The sequence below is a fragment of the Sandarakinorhabdus oryzae genome, assembly GCF_009733735.1.
GTDB lineage: Bacteria > Pseudomonadota > Alphaproteobacteria > Sphingomonadales > Sphingomonadaceae > Sandarakinorhabdus > Sandarakinorhabdus oryzae.
In genome coordinates, this window is the sequence record NZ_WNJP01000120.1 from 1 (window position 1) to 8,651 (window position 8,651).

The window sequence follows — 8,651 nt, forward strand, 5'->3', positions numbered from 1 at the left end:
CCTCCGCCACCATCGGTCCGCACGCCCGATCGCAGCGCCGAACGGGCCGCCCAGGCCGCCGCCGACCGGAAGGCCGCCGAACAGGCCGCCGCCGAAAAACGCGCCGCCGACCGCAAGCTGGCTGAGAAGAAGGCCGCGGAGAGGAAGGCCGCCGAAGCCAAGGCCGCCGCCGAAAAGGAAACCGGCTGGCGCATCCAGCTCGGTACCTATCCCAACCAGAAGAGCGCCCAGGCCGCCTGGACCAAACTCGCCGCGGCCAACAAGAAGGCCACCAGGGGCCTGCACCCGACCATCGGCAAGTTCGGCGGCAATTACCGCCTGCAAGTCGGCCCATTCCCCACCCGCGACGAAGCCCGCGACGGCTGCAAGACGCTGGAAATCGGCAAGAACGGCTGCTTTGCGCTCAATATCGATTGAGCTCCAATCGCCACCCATCGCCCGGGATCCCGTTTCCCCGACGTCAAGAAAATGGGCCTCCGGCGGGCAGGGCCGCAGAGCCTGCACACGGTCGCCTTCCGGCGCACTCTCCGGCGCGCGCGGCCCTTTGAGCGCCCAAGCCTTCGTGCTACACCTCCCACGCTGGGGGATTTGGCAATGGGGCAGGCAGGCCAGTCGGGCGACATCGTGCACGGCCATCGCCTGTGGGTGCGGCTCATCCACTGGCTGATCGCGCTGGCGGTGCTGACCTTGCTCTATTCGGGCGTCGCGATCCTGATGGTCCACCCGCGGCTCTATTGGGGCCATGCCGGCAATGACCTGATGCAGCCGCTGCTTGAAATCCCGCTCGGTCCCAATCATCACGCCATCCACTTCTCGGCCAGTGCGCCGTTCTTTGGTGATGCCAGCGGGCCGCAGGACGCCAACCGGCTGAACGAGCCGTGGAACGAGAATGGCTGGGCGCGCAGCCTGCATTTCCTCGCCGCCTGGTTCTTCCTCGCCGGCCTGTCGGCCTATCTGGTGATCGGCCTGCTCACCGGCCATGCCCGCCGCGCCCTGCTGCCTCACCGGAACGAGCTCACCCGTCGCAATCTGTGGCAGGACATCAAGGCGCATCTGCGCTTCCCGCTGCCGATCGCGCCGCCGCCGCCCTATGCGATCCTGCAGAAGCTGGCCTATGCCTCGGTGGCGTTCATCGCCCTGCCGCTGATGTTCATCACCGGCATCAGCATGGCGCCGGCAATTTCCGCCAACTACCCGTTCCTGCTCGATCTGTTCGGCGGCACCCAATCGGCACGCACCATCCACTTCTTCAGCTTCGCCTTCGTCGCCACCTTCCTGGCTGTGCACCTCGCCATGGTCGCAATGACCGGGCCGGGGCGACAGCTGCGCGCCATGATCCGGGGGCACTGAGATGAGCGACCAGCGCCTGTTGCTTTCCCGCCGTGGCCTGTTTGGCGGCCTGGCCTCGGCCGGCGGACTGCTGCTCACCGGCTGCGGTGAACAGCTGCCACCCACCTATGGCAACATCCTCCGTATGGGAGACAATCTCACCTACACCATGCAGCGGGCGCTGTTCTCCCCCACCGGGCTGGCGCGCGAATATGATCGCAGCGACATCTCCTCCATGCCGGCCACCGGCACCTATGATCCGTCGCGCGCCGATGGCGGCCTGTATGATCCGGCGCAGGGCCCGGATTATGCGCGGCTGCACAAGGGCGATTTTGCCGACTGGCGGCTGCAGGTCGAAGGCAGCGTTGCCCGGCCCGGCAGCTTCTCGCTGGCCGATCTGCAACGGATGCACCGCCGCACCCAGATCACCCGCCACATGTGCGAAGAAGGCTGGACGGCGATTGCCGAATGGACCGGCGTGCCGGTGCGCAGCGTGCTCGAAGCGGTCGGCATCAAGCCGTCAGCCCGCTATGTCGAGTTCCACACCTTCGATCTGATGGCCAACAGCCTCGACATGATCGATGCGCTGCACCCGCAGACCATCCTCGCCTACGGCATGAACGGCCGCAACCTGCCCATCGGCCACGGCGCCCCGCTGCGCCTACGGGTCGAACGCCAGATCGGCTACAAGAGCGTGAAGTTCCTGCGCAAGATCGTCGTGACCGACGTGTTCCGCGACACCGGGGACATCAAATCGGGCTGGGCCTGGTACAACGGCATCTGACGGCGGCCATGATGTCGATCGTCGATCAGCTGGAGTGATGAGTCGCGCCAGAGCGCTTCGAGCCGGCTGCAATCAACAGCAATGTCGTCGGAGCGTAATGTTCAGTCAATTGGATTGCGTCTTTTCTGCGATGCAATAAGCTGTCAATAAGTGGGCGAGTAAACGACCCAGGAAGCAATAGTGATTTTCAACTTTTTCGCCAAAAACGGCAAAAAAAGCGTAAATTTTCGCTCATTTCGTCCCTCCCGCCCGCTTGATGATGAGGGCCGGCAGATTTTGTTGAAGGCGTTCTTCGAGCCGCAAAGTCCAGCCTTGCGTCTGCTTGCAAACAGCCTGGTCGCCGATCCTGTGGAAGGCGTTCCGAGTTGGTATGATCCGCATGCGCATGCGCTGCGCGAAGCGTTGAAGTTGGAACGGCCGCCTGCCGTGCTCGCTGAAGCCGCGCTGATGGTTCAGCTTGTCTTGCAGCCCGGTGACAAGGTGGCGGCAACGGCACAATCTTCCCTGCTGAAAGTCATCGAGGACATATGTGCCAGTGTGGAAGCGCAGCAATTGATGCCGTCGCAGCCGATCTTCACGGCCGATGAACTGACCGATCTGTTGTGGGCGCTTGGCAGCTGGATGGAAAGTTCGCGATGGCAGCCAAAACTGCCGAAGCTCTGGCGGCTTGTTGCGCGGGACCTTGCCATTGCGCCGGCGCAATTGCCGAAGCGCGTTCGACAGGCCTGTTTTGAGTTGATCCAGCGGCTGGGCGAGGCAGACCATCTTTTGTCATGGCGGCAAGCCATTGCTGCTCGACTGGTTGCGATCCTGGAATTGTCGCCTGACCACAGCCCGACACTTGTGGCGCGCGACCGGGAATTCGCTGCGCGCGCCCAGCGGCGTGAGCAGGTGATGCTGATGGCCGGCCAGCCGCTGGCAGAGGTGCTCACGCTGCTGCTCGACGCGGCCCATGGCGCGCCCCGCGACGAGCTGTCCATTGATGGCCCGCTTCTCGCCGGTTCGCACTTGCACGGATCACTGATCAAATCCGACCCGCTGATCCGGAAATTTCTGACATTGCCCCCTGCAGAATTGGGCCAGGCGCTGGTTGCACTGGCGGCGATCGAGACCGAGTTGCTCACTTTGCCAACGCCGGATTGGCCGTGGTTGGCCCGACCGCGGGGCGTTTTCAAGGCTGATCCCCATGTCGTTCAGCCCAGCGGGCCCGAATTGTTGCGGATCGCCATCCTCGCCAGGCGGATCACACTGAGCGACGCCGACGCCGCCCGATTGGTGGACGCCGCGATTGCCTTGCCCTTGTATGAGCATCCATCCTTGGATGCGCGCAAGCCGCCGACCAACAGCTACAGATCGCAGCGTTTTGTCAAATTGATGGTCGATATCGCGCGCCAGCCGGACTCAACAGCGACCCGGGCAGCGCTGGCCAGGATTGTTGCCAAGGATGGCGCGCCCGGCTGGTCGGCGGCGCAACGCGAGGAAATCGCAGCTGCAATCGGCGTGACGGCTGATACTGCGCTCGCACCACCGCAAGCCAGTGTCTTCGGCGCTTTTCAGGCGGAAAATCTCTTGCTGAGCCATTTCAGCAATATCCTGGACAGCCGTCTGCAAAGCCCTGAACATCGCGCCTATCTTGAAGGCTTGATTGCCGAATGCACGCCATGGTTGCCCGAAAATTCGTTACCACCAAGGGCAACCCAGGCATACGCGCCGCCGCTTCGGCAATTCATACACGACATGGGGAGCTTGATCCGCAAGGATCAAGCCGCCGACCTGGTCCCGTTGGCGACGTCGATCATTGCCATTCTGGATGCTGTACAGCCAATCGTGCTTGGGCAGTCCCTGTCGGGACTTGGTGGCTTTGCGAAACATTGCAGCCGCTTGTCGTCGACGCCATCGATGGCCTGGCGCCAGAAGGCAAACAGCCTCGTTGCGGCGTGGCCCGATGACGTCGTGCCGCGCTTGCTCGCAGCGTTGCTTGAAAACGTGCCGGCCAACCGGCCATCTCCCGGTCAAGAGGTGCTGCAGGCACTGATTGTCATGTCGGTTGAACGGCCATCCCCAGACCTGGCACAGGCCATCGCCGAATATGCCGTCAGAAATTGCCTGAAGGCCAAGTTCATCACCAAGCCGGCGGCAAAACGGCTGGCGAAGACGTGCATCTGGGCTCTGGCACATCTGCCTGCGGAGCAGGGGCGCTCCGGGCTCGACTGGATCGACGCCAATGTGCGCAGCAAACCGGCGCGGCGCTTCCTCACCAGAGCGACCGAGCGCGTATTGGCTTGTGAAACGCACGGGCCTGAAGCCGATGATCGGAATTGATGTTCGTCGCTGGCCACCACTCGCGGTCGTTGTCCGCTTGACGTTACAGCCTCACGTCCAGATCAGGCCGCCGCCTGCGCCGCCAGCCCCGGCCATTTCGCCCACAGCGCCTCGCGGCGCTTCAGCATCTCTGTGCGGGCCTTGGCCTTGACCGGGCCGAAGCCGCGCACGTCCATCGGGAGTTTGGCGATGGCGATGGCGAGGCCGATGTTGGCGGGGTTGAGGTCGGCCAACAGGCGCTCGATGTCGGCTTCGAAGGCCGCGATGTCGGCGCGTTCGTGGCGGCGTTCTTCGCTGTAGCCGAAGATGTCGAGGGCCGTGCCGCGCAGGCCCTTCAGCTTGGCCAGCACGCCAAACGCCGTGAAGATCCACGGGCCGAAGCTGATCTTCTTCGGGCGGCCGGTGGCGGGATCGGTGCGGGTGATCAGCGGCGGGGCGAGCAATACGCGCGGCTTGCCGCCAGCGAATTGCGCCGTGTACGCCGCCTGGAAGCGGCCATCCGAATAGAGGCGGGCGACCTCATATTCGTCCTTGTAGGCCATCAGCTTGTAGAGGCTTCTGGCCACCGCCTCGGCAAAGGCGTCACCGCCGGCACTGCGGGCCTTGTCCACCGGGGTGCGGAAGCGGGCGGCGTAGGCGGCGTCCTGATAGAGGATCAGGTCCGCCTCGCGGCGGGCGATCATCTCGTCGAGGCTGGTCGCCGGCGGTTCCGGCTGCGGGCCCCTGCTTGCTTCAACCAGCGCCAGCACCTGGTCCGGGCGGGTGGCGAGCAGGCGGCCGAGGGAAAAGGCCTTCTTGTTGAACGGGATGGCGACGCCGTTTAAGTCGATGGCGGCCTCGATGCTCTCGCGCTTCAGCGGGATCAGGCCCTTTTGCCAGGCATAGCCCATCAGCAATATGTTGCTGCCGATGGCGTCGCCGAGCAGGGCGGTCGCCACCGTGTCGGCGGCGATGAAATCGCAGGCGTTGGGGTTGCTGGCCTTGCGAATGGCGCGTTCGACGGCGGCGCTGTTGAAATCGAAATCGCGGTTGCGCACGAAGTCCGACGTCGGCGCGATATCGGCGTTGGCGACCACGGCGGTGCGCTGCGGGATCATCAGCGTCTGCGTCGGCTTGTCGGCGGCGACCACGGCATCGCAGGCCAGCACGACATCGGCGCTGCCCGCCATGATGCGCGGGGACAGCAGATCATCGTTCGACTGCGCGATGCGGACATGGCTGTAGACCGCGCCGCCCTTCTGGGCGAGGCCGGCCATGTCGGCGGTGGTGCTGGACAGCCCTTCGATATGGGCGGCGGTGCCGAGCAGCGCCGACACGGTGAGCACGCCGGTGCCGCCGATGCCGGTGACCATGATGTTGTAACCATGGCCAGGCGCCGGGATAACCGGATCGGCGACGCCATCAAGGTTGAACTCGGCCTTGGATTTTTTCACCTCGGCGTCGTCAACGGTGACGAAGCTGGGGCAGAAGCCTTTGACGCAGCTGTAGTCCTTGTTGCAGCTCGACTGGTTGATGCGGCGCTTGCGGCCGAATTCGGTCTCTACCGGCTCCACCGAGACGCAGTTGGATTGCACCGAACAGTCGCCGCAGCCTTCGCACACCGCCGGGTTGATGAAGATGCGGCGCGCCGGATCGGCCAATTGGTTGCGCTTGCGGCGGCGGCGCTTTTCGGCGGCGCAGGTCTGATCGAAGATGATGACGGTGCAGCCCGGCGTGGCGGCGAATTCCTGGCTGATGTTTTCGAGTTCACCGCGATCGAGCAGGCGCACGCCGGCCGGGATGGTGACGCCGCGATAGCGCTCCAGATCCTCGGTGAGGATGACGACTTTCTTGGCATGCTCGGCGAGCATCTGCGCGGCGATCTGGTCCACGCCCAGCTCGCCGTCATGCTTCTGGCCGCCGGTCATGGCCACCGCGTCGTTGTAGAGGATCTTGTAGGTGATGTTGACGCCAGCCGCGATCGACTGGCGGATGGCGAGCAGGCCGGAGTGGAAATAGGTGCCGTCGCCCAGGTTGGCGAAGACATGCTTTTCGCCAACGAACGGCGCTTCGCCCACCCAGGTCACGCCTTCGCCGCCCATCTGGGTGAAGGTTTCGGCGCGGTCCATCCACATCGCCATGATGTGGCAGCCAATGCCGGCCAGGGCGCGCTGGCCTTCCGGGGCCTTGGTCGAGGTGTTGTGCGGGCAGCCGGAGCAGAAATAGGGGCTGCGCTTGACCGGCGTCTGGTGGACGGCGGCCTTGGCGGCCTGATCGCGGAAGAAGGCCAGCGCGCTCCTGATGCGATCGGTGTCATGGAAATGCTGCAGGCGCGCGGCGATGACGTGGGCGATGACACCGGGGGAGAGTTCGTTGTCGGGGGAGAGCAGCCATTCGCCGCTCTCGTCATGCTTGCCGACCACGCGAGGACGCACGGACTCGCGCCAGTTGTAGAGCTGCCATTTCAGCTGGTGCTCGACGAATTCGCGCTTTTCCTCGATGACGAGGACTTCCTCCAGCCCTTCGGCAAAGGCGCGGATGCCGTCCGGCTCCAGCGGCCAGGGCATGCCGACCTTGTAGACCTTGAGGCCGATATCGGCCGCCACGCGGGCATCGATGCCGAGTTCGTCCAGTGCCTCCATCGTGTCGGCAAAGGCCTTGCCGGTCGACACGATGCCGATGCGCGGTTTGGGTGAATCCCACACCACCCGGTCAATGCCGTTGGCCTTGGCAAAGGCCATGGCAGCAAAACCCTTGTAGCGTTGCAGGCGGGTGTCTTCCTCGCGCCAGATGTCGCCGGGGCGGATGTGGACGCCGCCATCGGGGAATTCGAATTCGGGGATGATGATGCCGCGATTCTCCGCCGAAAGATCGACGGTGGCGCTGGTTTCCACCGTGTCGGCGGTGGCCTTGAAGCCGACCCAGGTGCCGGCAAAGCGGCTCATCGCGATGCCGAGCAGACCGTACTCAACAAATTCATGCACGCTGGCCGGCGCCAGGAACGGCACGAAGGCGGCCTGCAGATTATGGTCGCTCTGGTGGGGCAGGGTGGAGGATTTGGCGCCGTGGTCATCACCCACAATGGCGAGCACGCCGCCATGCGCCGAGGTGCCGGCGGCGTTGGCGTGCTTGATCACGTCCATGGCACGATCGAGGCCGGGGCCCTTGCCATACCAGATGCCGAACACGCCATCGCGCTCGGCCTTGGGGTTGAGCGCCACATGCTGGCTGCCCCACACCGCGGTCGCGCCCAGTTCCTCGTTCACGCCGGGAACGAAGTGGATATCCTGTTCCTTCAGCCACTTCTTGGCGCGCCACAATTCCTGGTCATAGCCGCCCAGCGGCGAGCCACGATAGCCGGAGATGAAGCCGGCGGTGTTGAGCCCGGCGGCGGCATCGCGCCATTTCTGCACCAGCGGCAGCCGCACCAGCGCCTGCACCCCCGACATGAACACACGACCGTCGCGGAAGCGATATTTGTCTTCAAGCGATACCGGGGGAAGGCCAGCGACCATGAGGCGATGCTCTTTGTAGTGAGGCGAGATAGGACAATAATACTGCCCTTTCTTGCCGGCGGCAAGGGGTGTTGCCGCATCGCTGACAGCGTAGCACTCGTCTGGCCGATTGTCCCCATCGTCGCCGTTTGTTTGTTGCCGGGCAATGACCTAGATTGGCGGCGTGTCATTGACCATCGCGAGCTACAACATCCACAAGGCCGTCGGCAGCGATGGCCGCCGGATGCCCGAACGCATCCTCGACGTGCTCGACGAGATCGGCGCCGATATTGCCCTGCTGCAGGAGGCGGACACGCGGCGCGGCATCCGCACTTCGGTCTTGCCCGCCGCACTGTTGGCCGCGCGCGGCTGGCAGGCGGCGCCACTGGGCGAGCAGCATCTGGCGCTGGGCTGGCATGGCAATGCCGTGCTGGTGCGCGGGCCGGTGCGCCTCACCCACACGCACCGCATCACCCTGCCGGCAATCGAGCCGCGCGGGGCGGTGCTGGCCGATGTCGCGCATGGCAACCACGTGCTGCGCCTCGTCGGCGCGCATCTTGATCTGTCGGGTTTGGCCCGCGCCCGCCAGATGCACGCCATCATCGATGCGGTGGCCAGGGCGCCGGGCAACCCGCCGGAGCTCGTGATGGGCGATTTCAACGAATGGCGGCGCGGCGGCGCGGCGCTGGCGGCGCTGGCCCGGCACTGGCGCGAAGTGGCGCTGGGACCGAGCTTTCCGGCGC

6 protein-coding genes are annotated in these 8,651 nt (G+C 64.8%); 5 read left to right on the plus strand and 1 reads right to left on the minus strand.

Annotation, left to right across the window (positions count from 1 at the left end; genetic code table 11):
- From GJ693_RS11375 to GJ693_RS11390, 4 genes are all read left to right on the plus strand, one after another.
- On the plus strand, positions 1-417 hold a 417-nt coding region (locus GJ693_RS11375; RefSeq protein WP_197042138.1), incomplete at its 5' end, for an SPOR domain-containing protein.
- A 207-nt stretch (positions 418-624) separates the two neighbouring features.
- Positions 625-1,350: a cytochrome b/b6 domain-containing protein gene (locus tag GJ693_RS11380; RefSeq protein ID WP_197042139.1), complete on the plus strand. Its 726-nt coding sequence runs from the start codon at positions 625-627 to the stop codon at positions 1,348-1,350.
- 1 nt (position 1,351) lies between these two features.
- Positions 1,352-2,113, plus strand: coding sequence for a molybdopterin-dependent oxidoreductase (locus GJ693_RS11385; protein WP_156256422.1), 762 nt, complete (start codon positions 1,352-1,354; stop codon positions 2,111-2,113).
- Between the two features lie 180 nt (positions 2,114-2,293).
- Positions 2,294-4,435: a hypothetical protein gene (locus GJ693_RS11390; protein WP_156256423.1), complete on the plus strand. Its 2,142-nt coding sequence runs from the start codon at positions 2,294-2,296 to the stop codon at positions 4,433-4,435.
- 62 nt (positions 4,436-4,497) lie between these two features.
- Here GJ693_RS11390 and GJ693_RS11395 read toward each other — a convergent pair whose 3' ends face one another.
- Positions 4,498-7,929 (minus strand): indolepyruvate ferredoxin oxidoreductase family protein, encoded by a 3,432-nt coding sequence (locus GJ693_RS11395; protein ID WP_156256424.1) that lies wholly within the window; start codon positions 7,927-7,929, stop codon positions 4,498-4,500.
- A gap of 163 nt (positions 7,930-8,092) precedes the next feature.
- Between GJ693_RS11395 and GJ693_RS11400 the strand changes: the two genes are divergently transcribed.
- On the plus strand, positions 8,093-8,651 hold a 559-nt coding region (locus GJ693_RS11400; RefSeq protein ID WP_156256425.1), incomplete at its 3' end, for an endonuclease/exonuclease/phosphatase family protein.